12 protein-coding genes and 1 pseudogene are annotated in these 14,801 nt (G+C 67.8%); 5 read left to right on the top strand and 8 right to left on the bottom strand.

The window, feature by feature from the left end:
- Positions 1 to 14 precede the first annotated feature (14 nt).
- The gene (locus IAE56_RS17765; protein ID WP_079221845.1) at positions 15 to 959 is read right to left on the bottom strand and encodes a chemotaxis protein; all 945 of its coding nucleotides are present in this window, start codon (positions 957 to 959) and stop codon (positions 15 to 17) included.
- A 167-nt stretch (positions 960 to 1,126) separates the two neighbouring features.
- Between IAE56_RS17765 and flgA the strand changes: the two genes are divergently transcribed.
- The 4 genes and pseudogenes from flgA to IAE56_RS17745 all read left to right on the top strand — a co-directional run.
- The gene (gene flgA / locus IAE56_RS17760; RefSeq protein WP_200753442.1) at positions 1,127 to 1,783 is read left to right on the top strand and encodes a flagellar basal body P-ring formation chaperone FlgA; all 657 of its coding nucleotides are present in this window, start codon (positions 1,127 to 1,129) and stop codon (positions 1,781 to 1,783) included.
- Between the two features lie 75 nt (positions 1,784 to 1,858).
- The gene (gene flgM, locus IAE56_RS17755; protein WP_079221847.1) at positions 1,859 to 2,164 is read left to right on the top strand and encodes a flagellar biosynthesis anti-sigma factor FlgM; all 306 of its coding nucleotides are present in this window, start codon (positions 1,859 to 1,861) and stop codon (positions 2,162 to 2,164) included.
- On the top strand, positions 2,161 to 2,499 hold the full coding sequence (locus tag IAE56_RS17750) for a flagellar protein FlgN (RefSeq protein WP_108768821.1): 339 nt from the start codon (positions 2,161 to 2,163) through the stop codon (positions 2,497 to 2,499). The genes flgM and IAE56_RS17750 overlap by 4 nt, the downstream gene beginning before the upstream one ends.
- 93 nt (positions 2,500 to 2,592) lie before the next feature.
- A pseudogene (locus IAE56_RS17745) lies at positions 2,593 to 3,762 on the top strand (ATP-binding protein); the annotation flags it as partial.
- 8 nt (positions 3,763 to 3,770) lie between these two features.
- Here the strand turns inward: IAE56_RS17745 and IAE56_RS17740 are convergent.
- Entirely contained in the window at positions 3,771 to 5,546 is a 1,776-nt protein-coding gene (locus IAE56_RS17740; RefSeq protein ID WP_108768823.1) for an EAL domain-containing protein, read from the bottom strand.
- A 3-nt stretch (positions 5,547 to 5,549) separates the two neighbouring features.
- Complete coding sequence (locus tag IAE56_RS17735; protein ID WP_200753441.1) at positions 5,550 to 7,652, bottom strand: PAS domain-containing sensor histidine kinase; 2,103 nt, start codon at positions 7,650 to 7,652, stop codon at positions 5,550 to 5,552.
- Positions 7,653 to 7,783: 131 nt separating this feature from the next.
- Here IAE56_RS17735 and IAE56_RS17730 point away from each other — a divergent pair, with 131 nt between their 5' ends.
- Positions 7,784 to 10,522 carry a GGDEF domain-containing phosphodiesterase gene (locus tag IAE56_RS17730; protein WP_200753440.1) on the top strand — a complete coding sequence of 913 codons (2,739 nt, stop codon included), beginning with the start codon at positions 7,784 to 7,786 and terminating at the stop codon, positions 10,520 to 10,522.
- A 231-nt stretch (positions 10,523 to 10,753) separates the two neighbouring features.
- On the opposite strand, the gene IAE56_RS17725 is transcribed toward IAE56_RS17730, so the two are convergent.
- From IAE56_RS17725 to IAE56_RS17705, 5 genes are all read right to left on the bottom strand, one after another.
- Positions 10,754 to 11,839 carry a GAD-like domain-containing protein gene (locus tag IAE56_RS17725; protein WP_200753439.1) on the bottom strand — a complete coding sequence of 362 codons (1,086 nt, stop codon included), beginning with the start codon at positions 11,837 to 11,839 and terminating at the stop codon, positions 10,754 to 10,756.
- Between the two features lie 203 nt (positions 11,840 to 12,042).
- Positions 12,043 to 12,564 (bottom strand): hypothetical protein, encoded by a 522-nt coding sequence (locus tag IAE56_RS17720; protein ID WP_200753438.1) that lies wholly within the window; start codon positions 12,562 to 12,564, stop codon positions 12,043 to 12,045.
- Positions 12,565 to 12,701: 137 nt separating this feature from the next.
- On the bottom strand, positions 12,702 to 13,049 hold the full coding sequence (locus IAE56_RS17715) for a hypothetical protein (RefSeq protein WP_200753437.1): 348 nt from the start codon (positions 13,047 to 13,049) through the stop codon (positions 12,702 to 12,704).
- 97 nt (positions 13,050 to 13,146) lie between these two features.
- Positions 13,147 to 13,362 carry a hypothetical protein gene (locus tag IAE56_RS17710; RefSeq protein WP_200753436.1) on the bottom strand — a complete coding sequence of 72 codons (216 nt, stop codon included), beginning with the start codon at positions 13,360 to 13,362 and terminating at the stop codon, positions 13,147 to 13,149.
- A gap of 98 nt (positions 13,363 to 13,460) precedes the next feature.
- On the bottom strand, positions 13,461 to 14,651 hold the full coding sequence (locus IAE56_RS17705; protein WP_108768827.1) for a methyl-accepting chemotaxis protein: 1,191 nt from the start codon (positions 14,649 to 14,651) through the stop codon (positions 13,461 to 13,463).
- Between the last annotated feature and the right edge of the window lie 150 nt (positions 14,652 to 14,801).

Raw genomic sequence — 14,801 nt, 5'->3', positions numbered from 1 at the left:
GGCGTGGGGCGGCCTTACGCCGCCATCGCCACCTTGCGCAGGCGGTCCAGCACGAAGTCGGCCAGCTCGTGCGGCGAGTACTTGGCCACGAAGGCGTTGGCGCCCACGCGCTCCACCATCGCATTGTTGAATACGCCTGACAGGGAGGTGTGCAGCAGCACATACAGCCCGGACAGGCCGGCGTGGCGCCGGATTTCCGTCGTCAGCGTGTAGCCGTCCATGGCCGGCATCTCGATGTCCGAGATCACCATGGCGTAGCGGTCGGCCGGGTTTTCGCCCGAGGCGTGGATCTGCAGCAGGTGGTCCAGCGCCTGCTTGCCATCGGACAGCAGTGTGGCGCCCACCCCCAGCTGGTCCAGCACGCTGCGGATCTGCTGGCGGGCCACGCGCGAGTCGTCCACCACCAGCACCTGCAGCTGGGGGGCGTCGGCGGGCATGGCCATGGTCGGGTCCAGCACCGCCTCGCCGCGTATCTGGGCGATGTCGGCCAGCACGCTTTCCACGTCGATCACCTGGATCAGCTCGCCCTGGAAGCGGGTCACCGCGGTCAGGTAGCTCGATTCGGCGCCCAGCTCCGGCGGCGGGTGGATGTCCTCCACCGCGATGTTGACGATGCGCTCGACCCCGCTCACCAGGAAGCCCTGGATGGAGCGGTTGAACTCGGTCACCACCAGGTAGCCGGGGGCAGTGTCCGCGTCCGGCTCACGCTCGGGGTGGCCGATGGCCAGGCCCAGGTCCAGCACCGGCACCGAGCGGCCCCGCACGTCGGCCACGCCGGCGAACTGGCCGGGCAGGCCGGGCACCTGGAACAGCTCCGGGCGGCGCAGGACTTCCTGCACCTTGAAGACGTTGACGCCAAAAAGCTGACGTCCGCCGAGACGGAACAGCAGCAGCGCCAGGCGATTGTGGCCGGCCAGTCGGGTCCGCTGGTCGATCCGGTTGAGCAGGTCATGGGACATGGCTGCTGTATCGGCGTGGGGGCGGCCGAACTTGAGCGCTTTTGTAGAGTCGAGCCATGCTCGACTGGCATTCATGTCCAAAGCAGTCGAGCACGGCTCGACTCTACAAGAGCCTCTGGCACGCCACTTGCACGCACCCGGCCAGGTCTTACCGAACAGGAGGCGCCATGCGCCGGATCACATCTCTATTGGCCATCGCCCTGGCGTTTGTCTCGCCATGGGCGGCCGCCACCGACTGGCAGCCGGTCGCCAGCATCCGTACAGCGGCGCTGTCGACCCTGCCAGCCGGCGCCGAGGGCGAGGCCGTGGTGGCCGATGCAATGCGCCTGCCGCGCTGCGGGTCGGCCCTGCAGGTGCAGCCCACCGCCAACACCACGGTGGAGGTCAGCTGCCCCGATGCCGGCGGCTGGCGCCTGTTCGTGCCGGTGAAGGTGCGCCACAACCAGGCCGTGCTGGTGCTCACCCGTGGCATTGCCACTGGAGAAACCCTGGCCGCGGCCGATATCAGCACTGTCCAGCGTGACGCCGCACGGATCGCCGGTGCCGTGCTGTCCGATCCCGCCGCGGCGGTCGGTCGCATTGCCCGTCGGCCCCTGCAGGCCGGAAGCCTGCTGTCGGCCAACGACCTGGTCACCGAGCGTCTCATCAAGCGAGGAGACAACGTGGCCCTGGTGTCGCGGCGCGGTTCGGTCGAAGTGCGCATTGCCGGCCGGGCGATGGGCGATGCGGGCGAGAACGACCGAGTTTCGGTAGAGAACCTGTCCTCCCGCCGCATCGTGCAGGGGACCGTGGACGCCCATGGTGACGTAATCGTGGCGCGTTGAAAAAGTAAGAGATTTCCCTAAAGATCACGGCCCAGCGGCCGTTATCCCTTGTGAACGGCAACTCCAGGACATCCCATGAGCCAGAAAATCGACGGCAACCTGCAGGTCCCCCAGGCACTGCGCAGCGTGACGACCCCGGCCACCAAGCCCGGCGTCAGCGGCGATGCGCCGGCGCGCCCGGTGGAGGCTGCGGATAGCCTGCGCCTGACCGGCGAGGCCACCAACCTGCAGGCGCTCGAGCGCGAGCTGAGCACCGCCCCGGCCATCGACACCCAGCGTGTCGCCGCCGTGCGCGAGTCGCTGCAGAACGGCAGCTACAAGATCAATCCGGACGCGATCGCATCGCGCATGCTCGAACTGGACCAGCAGCTGCAGGGATGACCGCGGCGATGAGTGAACATCTTCAGCGACTTGCCCAGGCCCTGGATGTCGAGCATCAGGCCCTGGTCGAGCACGATGTGCACGCGCTGATCCGCGCGACCGGCGCCAAGCTGGAAGCACTGCGCGCCCTGGATTCCACCCCGCCGGTGGGCGAGGGCGAGCAGCTGCAGGCGCTGGCCGAGCGCAACCGCGCCAACGGCGTGCTGCTGTCGCGCCGCCGCCGCGAGGTCGACTGGGCGCTGCGCCAGCTCGGCCGCACCGAGGCATCCTCGTCGTACGACGCCAAGGGCCAGGCCCACACGGTCAACGCACGCCGGCCGCTGGCCGTCGCCTGATCGACCCACCGGCCGCCGGCAGCAGCCGGTGGGCTGCTGCGATGGCGCGGCAGCGCGTATATTGGGCGCCTGTTCGCAAGCCCCCGAGTCGCCGTGTCCGCCGCCAACGCCCTGGTTACCGCCCCCCTTCCGCCGCAGCCGGTGCTGCAGGCCCTGCTGGAGCGCGTGCGCGAAGGCATGCTGCTGTTCACCGAAGACGGGCAGGTCGCCCTGGCCAATCCGGCCGCACAGAACCTGCTGGGCAGCAACGAGACCACCGGCCCCGCGCCGCAGCGCCTGCGTGAGCTGCTGCCGCCGGATGCGCTGGAGCAGGCCCGCCTGCACGGTCAGTGGAACGGCAGCCTGCCGGTCGGCGAGGGCGTGGTCATCGCCCACCTGTACCACCACGGCCAGCCGGGCAGCGGCCACTACCTGGCCCTGTTCCGCCCCATCGAGGGGCAGGAAGACTACGAGCGCGAGCTGCAGCAGCGCCACGCCGAGCTTCGCCAGGCCTACCTGCGCCTGAACGGCACCCAGGAAAAGCTGCTGCAGTCGGAAAAGATGGCCTCCATCGGCCAGCTCGCCGCCGGCGTGGCGCATGAGATCAACAACCCGATCGGCTACGTGCACTCCAACCTGGGCAGCCTGCAGGAATACCTGCGCAGCCTGTTCACCGTCATCGAAGCGTACGAGCGGGCCCTGCGCGCGCCGGATCCGAAGGCGCTGATCCCGGAAATCGACGATATCCGTGACCGCCTGGACATCGATTTCATCAGCCGCGACCTGCCGCAGCTGATGGCCGAATCGCGCGAGGGCATCGAGCGGGTGACCCGCATCGTGCGCGACCTGAAGGACTTCTCGTATTCCGGCCGTGACGAGTCGTGGAAGCTGGTGGACCTGCATTCCGGCCTGGAATCGACCATCAACATCATCTGGAACGAGCTCAAGTACAAGGTGACCCTGCACCGCGAGTTCGGCCAGCTGCCGCTGGTGGAATGCCTGCCTTCGGAACTCAACCAGGTCTACATGAACCTGCTGCTCAACGCAGGCCATGCCATTGCCGAGCGCGGCACCATCACCGTGCGCACCGGGGTGGACGGCGACACGGTCTGGGTGGAGTTCGAGGACACCGGTGGCGGTATTTCGCCGGAGCTGCGCCAGCGCATCTTCGATCCGTTCTTCACCACCAAGCCGGTGGGCAGCGGCACCGGCCTGGGTTTGTCGATCTCCTACAGCATCATCAACAAGCACCACGGCCGCATCGACCTGGACAGCACGCCCGGCGGCTTCCCTCACCGCAGCGGCGAGCGATCCTCGCCTGCATCCGCCGCTTCCACCGCCGTCGGCCCGGCATTGCTGCGTCGCTGTTCCTCGTACGTGCGGAACGCCTGGTGGATGTGCTTGCGCAGCTCATCGTCGTTCCAGGGCTTGGTCAGGAAGCGGTAGATCGCGCCGCGGTTGATTGCATCGGTCACCGTGTTCAGATCGGTGTAGCCGGACAGCACCAAGCGGATCGTATCCGGGTACAGCATCTTCACCCGGCCCAGGAACTCGGTGCCGCTCATGTCGCTCATGCGCTGGTCGGACAGGATCACCTGCACGTCGTTGATCGCCAGCAGGTCGAACGCATCGCGCACGTTGCCGGCGGCCAGGATGCGGTAGCCATCGCGACGGAACAGGCGCACCAGCGAACGCAGCACGTTCTCCTCGTCGTCCAGCAGCAGCAGGGTGCGGTCCGGACGGGTCTCGGCGAACGCTTCCGGGCGCAGGTAGCGGCGGCGCAGGGTCATGCCGGCGGCATCGGCCGACATCGGCTCGCCGAACAGGTAGCCCTGGAACACGTCGCAGTCGTTGCGACGCAGGAAGCCCAGCTGCGCCTGCGATTCCACGCCGTTGGCGATCACCGTCATGCCCAGCTGGTGGCCCATGGCGATGATCGCGCGGGCGATGGCGGCCTCGCGATTGCCGGCCGGCGCGCTCTTGATGAAGCTGCGGTCGATCTTCAGCTTGTCCACCGGGTAGCGCACCAGCGCGCTGAGGCTGGAGTCGCCGGTGCCGAAGTTGTCCAGACTCAGGCTGATGCCTTCGTTGCGCAGGTTGGCCAGGGTCTCGTGGACGAAGTTGACGTTGTTGGTCAGCGCGCTTTCGTTGATCTCCAGCGTCAGCATCTGCGCCGGCACGCCCGCGGCCTGGATCAGTCCCATCACCTCGGCGAAGAAGTTCGGGCGCAGCAGCTGCAGGGTCGACACGTTCACCGCGATGGTGAAGTCATCGAAGCCCTGGTCGCGCCACAGCCGCGCCTGCTTCAGTGCACCTTCCAGCACCCAGGTGCCGATCTGCACGATGATGCCGAGGCGCTCGGCGGTGCGCATGAAGCGCTCCGGCACCAGCATGCCCAGGGTCGGTGACTGCCAGCGCAGCAGCGCTTCCATGCCCACCACGTGGCCGTCGCGGGCGCTGACCAGCGGCTGGTAGCGCAGCTTGAGTTCGCCATTGGGGATCGCATCGACGATCTGGCGGGCGATGATGCTCTCGCTGTGCGCGCTCGGCGGGGTGTCCACCGCGTGGATGCGCACCGCATTGCCGCCTTCGCGGGCCGCCTGGTACAGCGCATCCTCGGCATGGTCGAGCAGGCGCGAGGCGTTGCTGGCGTGCTCCGGGCACAGGCTCACGCCCAGCTTGCCGGTCATGAACAGCGTGTACGGCAGCACCGACAGCGGCAGCTCCATCTGCTGGCGGATTTCTTCGGCGAAGTCTTCCGGCAGCGGCAGGTCGGCGGTGCGCGGCACGGCCAGCAGGAATTCATCGCTGCCGTGGCGCCACAGCTTGCCGCGGCCGCGCAGGTAGGACTGCAGGCGCTGCGCGACCAGCACCAGCGCCTGGTCGCCGACCTCGGCACTCATGTTTTCGTTGACCGATGCGAAGTGGTCGATATCCACGTGCATCAGCATCAGCGGGGTGCCGCCGGAGGCGGCTTCGGTGACCATGGCCTGCAGCTCGGGGTTGCCGGCGCCCAACCGATCGGGGGCGTCGTCGATGCTGACAGGGGGCATGTTGGGGTTCCACATGGCTCAGTGTTCCGGGGAATCAGCGGCGGTCGCAGTGACCGCCTGGTAAGGTAGATGGACGTCGACGAGCGTACCGGCGCCATGCGCCGACTCGATGCGGACGTTGCCGCCGACGCTCTGCGCACGTTCGCGCATCACGATCAGGCCCAGGCCGCGAGGGCCGTCCGGGTCGAAACCCTCGCCGTCATCGCGGATCAGCAGGTGCAGGCCGCGCTGGTCGACATCGCGCAGCTGCAGCTGCACCTGGCTGGCACGGGCGTGGCGCAGCACGTTGGTCAGACTTTCCTGGGCGATGCGGAAACAGGCCTGTTCGATGCTGTTGTCCGGGCGCGAGGGCAGGGTGTCGATCTCGGCCAGCAGCTCCACCGGCGAGGAACGGAACAGCACCCGTGCCTGCCAGCTCAGTGCCGCCTCCAGGCCCAGGGCGTCGAGCTGCGGCGGGCGCAGCAGGGTGGAGATGTCGCGCAGCTTGGCCACGGTGGTATCGGCCAGGCTGACGATCTGCGCCAGGTCCTCGCTGCGGCGTCGTGCGTCTGCTTCATCCTGCGCGGCGTAGGCGGAAAGCTTGATGGCGGTGATGGCCTGGCCGATGTCATCGTGCAGGTCGCGCGAGATGGCGCGGCGTTCGTCCTCCTGCAGCGAGAACAGGCGGCCGGCCATGGCCTGCAGTTCGCGGTTGCTGGTTTCCAGCGCGGTGCGCGTGCGCTCGGATTCGCTCAGGTCACGCACGATCAGCAGCTTGCAGTCGCGGCCGCCGTAGCGCACTTCGCCCACCGCCAGGCCGGCGTGGAAGCGGCGGCCATCGGCGCGCTGCATCACCACCACGCTGTTGTGCCCGGGGCTGTGCTGCGGCTGGCCGGCGCGCAGCTGCAGGCGCACCCGGTCCAGTTCCGCCGGGTCCACCAGTGCATCCAGCGGTTCGCCCAGCAGGGTCTGGCTGCCATAGCCGAACAGGGCGGCGGCCCAGGCGTTGGCGTACAGCACGTGCTCGTCGGACAGGATCACCACGCCGTCGGGGAGCACCCGCACCAGCTCGCGGAACTGCTCCTCGCGCTCACGCAGCAGGCGCCGCGACTGCTCGCGCTCGGTCACGTCCTGCAGGGTGCCGAGCACCCGCTCGCGGCCGGCCTCGTCCGTGCCACAGGCCGCGCGCAGGTGCACCATCAGGGTACGGCCATCCATCGACAGCACGGGCAGCAGCACATCCACCTGCAGCTTGGGGTCGGTGCACAGCTCGGCCAGCAGCTGTTCGGTCTGCGCGGCCGTGGTCGGATCGGCCGGCACCAGTAGTTCATCGAAGCGATGCCAGCGCCGCGCCTCGGGCGGGCGGCGGCCCAGCAGGCGGTACACCTGGCTGGAGTAGCGGCCGTGGCCGCTGGAAGGGTCCAGCTCCCAAGCGCCGATGCGCGCCAGCTCGTGTGCCTCTTCCACGCGGGCCAGGGCCTGGTCGCGGCGCAGCTGGGCCAGGTCCTCGGCGGTGCGGTCGATGGCGATCAGCAGGCGGGCGTTGTGGCCGTCGTAGTCGATCGCGTTCGAGCGCAGTTCCATCTGCCGGCGGCTGCCATCGCGCAGCTGCAGCGGGGTGCGCAGCACGCAGATCTGCTCGGGCGCCTCGCGGATCGCCTCCAGCTTGTTCTGCAGGATCAGCCTGTCGCCGGGTGGCCACAGCACGTCGATGGTCTGCTCCAGCAGCGCGTCGCGCTCCCAGCCGAAGGCCAGGCAGGCGGCCGGGTTGGCGTCGAGGATGGCCAGGCTGTCCAGGTCGTAGACCAGGATCGGTCCGGGGTTGCCCTCGAACATCTGCCGCAGGCGCAGCTCCGAGCCCTGCAGGCGCGCATGGGTGCGCAGCACATGCTCGGCCAACGGGCGCAGCAGCAGGTACAGCAGGCCGGCGCTGGCAAAGGCGAAGAAGGCGTCCTTCACGGTCTGCCAGAACGCCAGCTGCCGCGGGTCCGATATCAGTGCCGCCATGGCGCCATCGGTGGCGATCATCCAGGCCAGCGCCAGCATCAGATAGGTCAGCACCACCCGACGGCGGTCACGACCCAGCGCCTTCGCCATCTGCGGGTCGGGAGCGGGGGCGGTGCCGGTCGGTTCTGCGGGCATGGACAGGGCAGGGGGAGGGGGCGCCAGCCATATTAACGCGCGACCGCGTCCAGGCACTCAATTATCCGCCGCAGGCGCCGTTAACCACTGCGTGCCCCGCTGTCGGGCGCGCCATTCCGGAGCAACATCGCGTGGACCAAGGGATCATCGCCAGCCTGCTGCAGCACCCGCTTGCCTCGGCGCTGGTCATCGTCGACCGTGGCGGCCGTCCGCTTGCAGCCAATCCGGCCGCGCGCGAACACGGCCTGCCGGCGACGGTGGCCGCCTACGCGCCGATGCTGGAGGACCTGCGCCTGCTGGCGGCCGACGGTGGCATCGTCGCCTGCACCGTGCCGGGCGGCCCGCGCGGCCACTACGACGGCTATCTGCGCGCCGTGCACGATGGCAGCGGCAACCTGCTGGCCTTCACCCTCAGCGTGCCCGAGCCGGTGCCGGTCGATGCCGGTGGCCGTTGGGAACTGGCGCTGGAGAGCGCCGGCCACAGCCTGTGGGACTGGGACATTCCCAGCGACCGGGTGGTACGGACGCCTTCGCTGGTGGAGGAGACTGCCAACAACATCATTTCCCGCGTCCACAGCGATGACCTGGCCGACATGCGTGCGGCGCTGGACGAGCACCTGCGCGGCCACAGCGAGCAGTACAGCGCCCAGTTCCGCTTCCGCCAGGAGGATGGCCAGTGGCGCTGGGTGCTCGACCGCGGTCGCGTGGTTGCGCGTACCGCCGATGGGCAGCCGCTGCGCATGGTCGGCACCCATACCGACATCGAGCAGCAGAAACAGCTGGAAGCGCTGCTGCAGGAACAGCAGCTGCACCTGAGCGAGGCCCAGCGCATCGCCAGCATGGGCAGCTGGTCGTTCGACCCCACCAACCACCGGTTCTGGTGGTCGCCCGAGCTGCGCTCGCTGCTGGCCCTGGCACCTGGCGAAGTGCCCGGCCAGCGGCGCTGGCTCAAGCAGCTGCACCCGCGTTCGCGCGGCGCGCTGCGTGCGGCCTGGCGCCGGCTGTGGCGCGACGGCCGTGCCGCCAACCTGGAACTGGAACTGACCCGCGGCAGCGAGCCGTCCCAGCACCTGCGCCTGTGGATGCAGCCGCTGCTGGACATGGATGGCCATCCCAAGCGCCTGCTGGGCCAGGTGCAGAACATCACCGAACAGCACCAGACCGATGCGCTCATCCGTTGGCGCACCGAGCTGCTGAACCGCGTCTCCGCGCTGGGCCGCATCGGTGGCTGCGAGATCGAAGTCAGCACCCGGCACATGCAGTGGACCGAGGAGTGCTACCGCATCCACGGCCTGCGCAAGGAGCCGATCACCCTGGACCAGGCACTGGCGCTGTACACCGAGGATTCGCGCGCGCACTTCGAGGCGGCGCTGCTGCGTATTGCCGGTGGTGGCCTGCCCGAACAGCTGGACCTGTGCTTCTACCGCCAGTCCGGCCTGCGCGTGTGGGTGCAGGTGTTGATTGAACTGGATCGCCGCGACGGCCTGCCGCCGCGCTTCGTGGTCCTGTTCCGTGACATCACCCGCGAGCGCGAAGCCAATGAGCGCATCGAGCTGCTGGCCCACTACGACCTGCTGACCGGCCTGCCCAACCGCGTGCTGCTGGGCGAGCAGACCGCCGAGGCCATCGAGGAGGCCCGCGACCGTGGCACCTCGCTGGCGATGCTGTTCATTGACCTGGATGGCTTCAAGAACATCAACGACAGCTTCGGCCACGCCACCGGCGATGCGCTGCTGAAGGCCGCGGCCACCCGCCTGCACCAGAACCTGCGCAACAACGATCTGTTCGGCCGCTTCAGCGGCGACGAATTCATCGTGGTGCTGCGCGACCTGGCCGAGCCGGAGGATGCCGGCCACGTGGCACGCAAGCTGATCGGCTCGCTGGCCGAGCCGCTGCGCCGTGGCGATACCACCCTGAAGGTCGGCGCCAGCGTGGGCATCGCCATGCTCGGCGACAGCCAGACCGATTTCGACTCCCTGCTGCGTGCCGCCGACGCGGCGATGTACGCGGCCAAGGAAGCCGGGCGCAACACGTATCAGTACTACAGCCAGGACGCCCTGGCGCGCATCCAGCGCCGGCTGGAGATCGAGCACGGCCTGCACGGCGCCATCGAGCGCGAGGAATTCAGCCTGGCCTACCAGCCGCTGCTGCATGCCCACCACGGTGAACCGCCGGCGATCGAAGCGCTGCTGCGCTGGCATCGTCCCGGCGTGGGCTACTGCAGCCCGGCCGAGTTCATTCCCATTGCCGAGAAGTGCGGCGAGATCGTCCGCATCGGCGACTGGGTGCTGTCCGAAGCCTGCCGCCAGGCGGCGGCGTGGGATCGTGCCGGCCTGCGTTTCGAGCGCATCGCGGTGAACGTCTCGGCCGTGCAGCTGCGTGACCGCGGGTTCGCCGAGCGTGTGATCGAAATCTGCCACGCCCATGGCTGGCCGCCGCAGCGGCTGGAGCTGGAACTGACCGAATCGGCGCTGATCCGTGACACCGACATCCTGCGCCACTGTTTCGACGTGCTGGAACGGCACGGCGTGCCGCTGGCGGTGGACGACTTCGGCACCGGCTTCTCCAACCTGCATTACCTCAACCGCTTCCCGGTGGGGCGCCTGAAGATCGACCGCAGTTTCGTGCAGGGCATGCTGCACGACACGGGCACGGCCGAAGTCACCCAGGCCATCGTCCACCTCGGTCACGCGCTGGGCATGAAGGTGGTGGCCGAAGGCGTGGAAACGCACCAGGAAGAAGACATGCTGCGCCGGCAGGGCTGCGACGAGATCCAGGGCTACCTGTACTCACGCCCGCTCAGCCCGCGCGACCTGGCACTGTGGCTGCGCCAGCAGCACGCCACCCCGGAAGTCGCCCTGGCGCGCTAGCGGTAGCGCCGGGCCATGCCCGGCGGCACAGATCTGTGCCCTGGTGGGTGCCGACCATGTAACGGTAGCGCCGGGCCATGCCCGGCGGCTCTGGTCTCTGCCCTTGGTGGGGGCCGACCGTTGGTCGGCACTGATGCCCGCGCTCGCGACCATCCACGCATGGCGTGGATCTACTGCCGGGCTTTGCCTTGGTCGGCAGGATGCTGGCACGCGCGTCCAAAGTGCCCGCTCTCAGTAGCGCTGTGCGAGCTCTGCGAGCACATCCAGTGCCTGGCGCTTTACCAGGCTGCCCAGGCGCCAGCCTTGCCCTGATACCGGCTCCGTCGAGGTGTAAACCTCTTCTTTGCCCAGTGGCCCGAGTAGCTCACGGGCTCGCCAGCACATGAGTTCCCCATCCGCGCCCAGGACATCCAGTTCGTTATCATCCAATGCCAGCAGGAAGTCGTGCAGGCGCCTGTTGCGCTCGATGCTGCTTGCTGTGCGCGTCAGTAGTGCAGGTGCGCACAGGTAACCTTCGTGGGGTTCAAACGTGAGTTCGACGCCGGTTCGCTCGCCACAGATCAGCATCTGGCCGAATGGCGCGATCGCATAGACATGGAAATCATCTTTACCCCATAGAGGGCTACCTGCCAGAAAGGCGGCGAGCACTGCGTCGTACCGCGCAGGGTCGACCAAGGCCAGTCGGTCATCGTGATAGCGCGCGAGACCGTCGCGCTGCCACAGCGCCAGCAATGCGTCGGGAAACCTGCCTTTCCAGAGGGTCAGCATGCTGTCGGCAACAGGCGAACCTGGAGTGCTGGCCCGGAGTTGATCAAGAAGGCTCGTCACGAACGAGGCGGAAGCATCGGTATCCGTGACTGCCGAGCAGGTGTCCGGGTGATCCCAGGGTTCCGGACCTTTCGACAGCAGGTCGAGGAATGTGAGCATGCTCTCGACCCGTGCGAGCTCCAGGTTCGATTCCTGGGCTGGAATGGCGCTCGCCTTGCTTCCGGAGACAAGCAGCAGCGCGCCCGTTGGAAGCTCATGCCACGGTGCCTCAAGGACAAGATAGCGTCGCGGCGCTTGCTGGGCATCATCGTCAAGAATGATGACTGCCGGGCCTTCGTGCACGCAGCCGGCGGACACTTCAACTGCCGCATCAGTCATTCCTGCGTCAGGGTCGTACGCATCGACCGGAGCGGAATAGGGCTGCTGGAACTCCCCAAATGCCTGCAGCGCCTGCTGAAGCGTAGCGAGAGAATCAGGATCCAGGGTCAAGGGCGCGGTAGTCACCGGAAGCTGCAAAGCGACCGAAAGGCTGAGGGCGGTGCTGGTCATCGGACTGGGCGATCTGAACCGGAATCGGCCCTTCACGGTGAAGGGCGGATCGATCACGGTCCATGCAAACAGTCCGAAAATCGTGATTCTCCCGGAGGGATCCACGCATGGTGTGGATCTACTGCCGGACATTGCCCTGGTGGGTGCCGACCGTTGGTCGGCACGGATGGCCGCATTGGCGCTCATCCACGCATGGCGTGGATCTACTGGTCGATGAACCGTCGTGGGAACTCCGACCGCAGCCGCGCGCGCACCGCTTCAACAACGCCGGCATAGCGTCGCCGCTGGATGTAATACCCCATGTAGAACACCAGCAGGAACACCACCATCGGCCACGCCATCGGGCGCACCAGGACGATCGGCAGCAGCATCGCGGTAAACACCAGCGCGAACCAGCTGCATCGGCCAATCACCCGCACTTCGCGGCGCCGCTTGTCGACCACCAGCTGGCCGCGCAGCAGCGGGAAGTAGCGGCCCCAAAAATGCGGGGCGTAGCTCTCGCGGAACGCGACGCTGCCATCAGGCAGTGCATGAAACACCAGGCGCATCCACTTCTCGTCCGGAAGGTCATGCTCAAGCCCACCCAGCGAGAGCTGGGCCAGCTCGGCCGGAGATGCAGCAATGCGCTGGTTGAACAGGGCAAGGCCGGTGCCGAAGAAGAACGGCGCCCACCTGACAAGCAGCAGGACTTCGACCAGCAGCAGGGCGATCAGGGCGAGGGCCATCGGTCTTCCATGAACGGGACCGGCGAATCATGCCACAACGATTTCGCCACCCTGGTAGATCCACGCCATGCGTGGATGTTGCGGCGAGGGCCAGGCGTCATACCGGCGGATGAAAGCCATCCACGCGTGGCGTGGCTCTACCGATCCATCAACGCAATGCCTGCGATGGCATAGCTGGCGATCAGCAGCCCGCACAGATACTCCGCCACGATGATCAGCCAGAAGGTGATCGGCTCGATTTCCCGCCACGCATCAAGGGTGCCGGCGCGGCGATGGCTCACATGGATATGCCCGGTGTCGATGGCGTTTGCCGGCAACCAGGCGAACATGAAGGCCATCAGCAGGAACACCAGGCTGCCGAACAGGAACGCGACAGGCCGATGCCGGGGTGGCCGCAAGGTGGCGTAGGCGGGGCGCCAGGTGAAACAGACCGCGATGACGATCATGGCGACGAATCCCAGCCAGGTCATGAACGTGGTGCTCATGCGACGACACTCCGTGTCCAGCCGTAGGTGGCGTGGGCGGATCATGCCATGAGTCTGGAACGTCTGGCGGCGAGCGCCATCCACGCGCGGCGTGGATCTACCTCAACGCATCCCCATCCAGCCCAAGATCCCAGGCCATCCCCAACAGCTCACCCGCAGGCGCCGACGGGGCAGGGCGGGCATCGGCCAGCTGCCTCAGTTCCTCGATCTCCTCGCGTGCGACCGCCTCCAGCTGCTGCAGCTGTTCGCGCACGCTGGGGTTGCGCGGGCGTTCGTTGGGGTCGATCGGGGGCAGGGCGCGGATCAGGGTCATGGTGCGCGGGTCAGGGGCTTCCAACGGCAGATTACAGGCAAAGGCCCCGGTGTGACCGGGGCCTTGCGGGCTGCCGGAGCAGGCAGCGGACATCAGGATCAGAACAGCTCGACCGTGCCGGCGCCCATGTTCTGCTGGGCCACCGGCTTGTGCGGCGGGCGCTCCCACTCGCTGCGCAGTTCGCGCAGGCGGCTGCCGGTGCGCTGCAGGGCGGTGGCGATCTCTTCGTCGAACACGCCGCCGTTACGGTGCAGCAGTTCCTGCAGGGCCACGGCTTCGCGGTTGATCGCGGTCAGGCGGTCCAGGTGGGTGTGCACGCCGCCCAGGGCCTGGGTGGCGATATCCTCGAACTGCAGGGCGCGCACGGCCTCGGCCACGCTGCCATCGATCGAACGGGCGCACTCGGACACTTCGCGCATGCCGTCGCCCAGCGAGGCATTGATCTGCGCCACGTTGTCCAGCATCGCCGCCGCTTCCTGGCGTGCTTCGCGGGAACGGTCCATGTCACGCGAGGCCATGTGCGAGACGGTCTCGCGCACCTTGGCGATGGCGTCCTTGGAGCTGTGGGCCAGCTTGCGGATCTGTTCGTTGAAGGTGGTCGAGCGCTCGGACAGGTTGCGCACTTCGTCGGCCACCACCGCGAAGCCACGACCGGCTTCACCGGCACGGGCCGCTTCGATGGCCGCGTTCAGCGCCAGCAGGTTGGTCTGGTCGGCAATCGACTTGACGTCTTCCAGCAGGGCGAAGATGCCGTCCAGGTGCTGGGCCATCTGGTCGATGTGCTGCACGGTGGTGCTGCTCTGGCCGCTCACCTGTTCCAGCGCTTCCACCAGCTGTTCCATGCGGTGGTTGGCGTGCTGGGCGAAGCGGGCGACGTCGAGGCCGGCATTGCCTTCGTCACCGGCGCGGTCGACGATGCGCGACAGGGCCTGGCTCTGCTGGCGCGACTTGCGGTTCATCGCATCGAAGCTGCCACCCAGGCTGGAGACGGCCTGGCGGATCAGGTCACGGGCGCGTTCGACTTCGCCACGCGAGCCGTCGATCTCGTTGCCGACGAAGCTGCGCAGTTCGGTCAGCAGCTGGTCCTGCTCACGCAGGACACGGGCATGTTCCGGGGAACGCTGCGCCTGGGCGCGGGTGGTCCACCACGCAAAGCCCAGCCAGCTCAGCGTCATCGTGGTCAGGATCGCCCAACGCAGGGCGGCCGGCCATTCGAAACCGATGGCGAAGGGGAGCAGCAGGGTCAAGGCCAGGGGGGCGGCCAGACGGATGAAAATGCGTGAGTACATGGACGTTCTCGGGAGGTGCACGGAGGATGTATCGGCCGTACCCCCTTTCTCTTTAACGTCGATGTGCTTTCTGAATGCGCCGGATTTCCGACGCCTCGCCGGGGGGGGGGGCGGCGCGGGCCCCGGGGGGGCCCGCCCCGCCGGCGCCCG

Origin of the sequence: Stenotrophomonas sp. S41, assembly GCF_016624625.1 — a bacterium.
Lineage (GTDB): Bacteria > Pseudomonadota > Gammaproteobacteria > Xanthomonadales > Xanthomonadaceae > Stenotrophomonas.
This window is presented reverse-complemented; position numbering and strand designations above follow the sequence as displayed.

What these genes read in the sequence shown, in the direction of transcription:
- IAE56_RS17765 (WP_079221845.1), bottom strand. Translation starts at nt 959, where the DNA reads ATGTCCCATGACCTGCTCAACCGGATCGACCAGCGGACCCGACTGGCC.
- flgA (WP_200753442.1), top strand. Translation starts at nt 1,127, where the DNA reads ATGCGCCGGATCACATCTCTATTGGCCATCGCCCTGGCGTTTGTCTCG.
- flgM (WP_079221847.1), top strand. Translation starts at nt 1,859, where the DNA reads ATGAGCCAGAAAATCGACGGCAACCTGCAGGTCCCCCAGGCACTGCGC.
- IAE56_RS17750 (WP_108768821.1), top strand. Translation starts at nt 2,161, where the DNA reads ATGACCGCGGCGATGAGTGAACATCTTCAGCGACTTGCCCAGGCCCTG.
- IAE56_RS17740 (WP_108768823.1), bottom strand. Translation starts at nt 5,546, where the DNA reads ATGTGGAACCCCAACATGCCCCCTGTCAGCATCGACGACGCCCCCGAT.
- IAE56_RS17735 (WP_200753441.1), bottom strand. Translation starts at nt 7,652, where the DNA reads ATGCCCGCAGAACCGACCGGCACCGCCCCCGCTCCCGACCCGCAGATG.
- IAE56_RS17725 (WP_200753439.1), bottom strand. Translation starts at nt 11,839, where the DNA reads ATGACCAGCACCGCCCTCAGCCTTTCGGTCGCTTTGCAGCTTCCGGTG.
- IAE56_RS17720 (WP_200753438.1), bottom strand. Translation starts at nt 12,564, where the DNA reads ATGGCCCTCGCCCTGATCGCCCTGCTGCTGGTCGAAGTCCTGCTGCTT.
- IAE56_RS17715 (WP_200753437.1), bottom strand. Translation starts at nt 13,049, where the DNA reads ATGAGCACCACGTTCATGACCTGGCTGGGATTCGTCGCCATGATCGTC.
- IAE56_RS17710 (WP_200753436.1), bottom strand. Translation starts at nt 13,362, where the DNA reads ATGACCCTGATCCGCGCCCTGCCCCCGATCGACCCCAACGAACGCCCG.
- IAE56_RS17705 (WP_108768827.1), bottom strand. Translation starts at nt 14,651, where the DNA reads ATGTACTCACGCATTTTCATCCGTCTGGCCGCCCCCCTGGCCTTGACC.